Genomic DNA, 3000 nt, shown 5'->3' on the forward strand with positions numbered 1-3000 from the left:
GTGTGTTCGAGTCTCTCAAATTTTCGCAAAACGATGATGAATCGAAAGAAACATCTTCGGGTTGTGAGGTTAAGCGACTAAGCGTACACGGTGGATGCCCTGGCAGTCAGAGGCGATGAAGGACGTGCTAATCTGCGAAAAGCGTCGGTAAGGTGATATGAACCGTTATAGCCGGCGATGTCCGAATGGGGAAACCCAGTGCAATTCGTTGCACTATCGTTAACTGAATACATAGGTTAACGAGGCGAACCGGGGGAACTGAAACATCTAAGTACCCCGAGGAAAAGAAATCAACCGAGATTCCCCCAGTAGCGGCGAGCGAACGGGGAGCAGCCCAGAGCCTGAATCAGCATGTGTGTTAGTGGAAGTGTCTGGAAAGGCACGCGATACAGGGTGACAGCCCCGTACACAAAAGTGCATGTGTTGTGAGCTCGATGAGTAGGGCGGGACACGTGGTATCCTGTCTGAATATGGGGGGACCATCCTCCAAGGCTAAATACTCCTGACTGACCGATAGTGAACCAGTACCGTGAGGGAAAGGCGAAAAGAACCCCGGCGAGGGGAGTGAAAAAGAACCTGAAACCGTGTACGTACAAGCAGTGGGAGCCTCTTAATGGGGTGACTGCGTACCTTTTGTATAATGGGTCAGCGACTTATATTCTGTAGCAAGGTTAACCGAATAGGGGAGCCGAAGGGAAACCGAGTCTTAACTGGGCGTTAAGTTGCAGGGTATAGACCCGAAACCCGGTGATCTAGCCATGGGCAGGTTGAAGGTTGGGTAACACTAACTGGAGGACCGAACCGACTAATGTTGAAAAATTAGCGGATGACTTGTGGCTGGGGGTGAAAGGCCAATCAAACCGGGAGATAGCTGGTTCTCCCCGAAAGCTATTTAGGTAGCGCCTCGTGAATTCATCTTCGGGGGTAGAGCACTGTTTCGGCTAGGGGGTCATCCCGACTTACCAACCCGATGCAAACTGCGAATACCGAAGAATGTTATCACGGGAGACACACGGCGGGTGCTAACGTCCGTCGTGAAGAGGGAAACAACCCAGACCGCCAGCTAAGGTCCCAAAGTCATGGTTAAGTGGGAAACGATGTGGGAAGGCTCAGACAGCCAGGATGTTGGCTTAGAAGCAGCCATCATTTAAAGAAAGCGTAATAGCTCACTGGTCGAGTCGGCCTGCGCGGAAGATGTAACGGGGCTAAACCATGCACCGAAGCTGCGGCAGCGACACAATGTGTTGTTGGGTAGGGGAGCGTTCTGTAAGCCTGTGAAGGTGTGCTGTGAGGCATGCTGGAGGTATCAGAAGTGCGAATGCTGACATAAGTAACGATAAAGCGGGTGAAAAGCCCGCTCGCCGGAAGACCAAGGGTTCCTGTCCAACGTTAATCGGGGCAGGGTGAGTCGACCCCTAAGGCGAGGCCGAAAGGCGTAGTCGATGGGAAACAGGTTAATATTCCTGTACTTGGTGTTACTGCGAAGGGGGGACGGAGAAGGCTATGTTGGCCGGGCGACGGTTGTCCCGGTTTAAGCGTGTAGGTGTGTGTTCCAGGTAAATCCGGTTCACTTTAACACTGAGGCGTGATGACGAGGCACTACGGTGCTGAAGCAACAAATGCCCTGCTTCCAGGAAAAGCCTCTAAGCATCAGGTAACATCAAATCGTACCCCAAACCGACACAGGTGGTCAGGTAGAGAATACCAAGGCGCTTGAGAGAACTCGGGTGAAGGAACTAGGCAAAATGGTGCCGTAACTTCGGGAGAAGGCACGCTGATATGTAGGTGAAGTGATTTACTCATGGAGCTGAAATCAGTCGAAGATACCAGCTGGCTGCAACTGTTTATTAAAAACACAGCACTGTGCAAACACGAAAGTGGACGTATACGGTGTGACGCCTGCCCGGTGCCGGAAGGTTAATTGATGGGGTTATCCGTAAGGAGAAGCTCTTGATCGAAGCCCCGGTAAACGGCGGCCGTAACTATAACGGTCCTAAGGTAGCGAAATTCCTTGTCGGGTAAGTTCCGACCTGCACGAATGGCGTAATGATGGCCAGGCTGTCTCCACCCGAGACTCAGTGAAATTGAACTCGCTGTGAAGATGCAGTGTACCCGCGGCAAGACGGAAAGACCCCGTGAACCTTTACTATAGCTTGACACTGAACACTGGTCCTTGATGTGTAGGATAGGTGGGAGGCTTTGAAGTGTGGACGCCAGTCTGCATGGAGCCGCCCTTGAAATACCACCCTTTAATGGCTGGTGTTCTAACGTAGGCCCGTTACCCGGGTTGCGGACAGTGTCTGGTGGGTAGTTTGACTGGGGCGGTCTCCTCCTAAAGAGTAACGGAGGAGCACGAAGGTTAGCTAATCCTGGTCGGACATCAGGAGGTTAGTGCAAAGGCATAAGCTAGCTTGACTGCGAGCGTGACGGCGCGAGCAGGTGCGAAAGCAGGTCTTAGTGATCCGGTGGTTCTGAATGGAAGGGCCATCGCTCAACGGATAAAAGGTACTCCGGGGATAACAGGCTGATACCGCCCAAGAGTTCATATCGACGGCGGTGTTTGGCACCTCGATGTCGGCTCATCACATCCTGGGGCTGAAGTAGGTCCCAAGGGTATGGCTGTTCGCCATTTAAAGTGGTACGCGAGCTGGGTTTAGAACGTCGTGAGACAGTTCGGTCCCTATCTGCCGTGGGCGCTGGAGAATTGAGGGGGGCTGCTCCTAGTACGAGAGGACCGGAGTGGACGCATCACTGGTGTTCGGGTTGTCATGCCAATGGCACTGCCCGGTAGCTAAATGCGGAAGAGATAAGTGCTGAAAGCATCTAAGCACGAAACTTGCCCCGAGATGAGTTCTCCCTGACCCTTTAAGGGTCCTGAAGGAACGTTGAAGACGACGACGTTGATAGGCCGGGTGTGTAAGCGCAGCGATGCGTTGAGCTAACCGGTACTAATGAACCGTGAGGCTTAACCTTACAACGCCGAAGATGTTTTGGCGGATT

General features: G+C 52.7%; 1 rRNA gene. It reads left to right on the forward strand.

The features are described 5' to 3' along the window. Nucleotides 1–67: 67 nt before the first annotated feature. Nucleotides 68–2973 (forward strand): 23S ribosomal RNA (locus QNN88_RS22695). Nucleotides 2974–3000 lie beyond the last annotated feature (27 nt).

It is taken from the genome of Citrobacter sp. ANG330 (genome assembly GCF_047467925.1).
GTDB lineage: Bacteria > Pseudomonadota > Gammaproteobacteria > Enterobacterales > Enterobacteriaceae > Citrobacter_A > Citrobacter_A amalonaticus_G.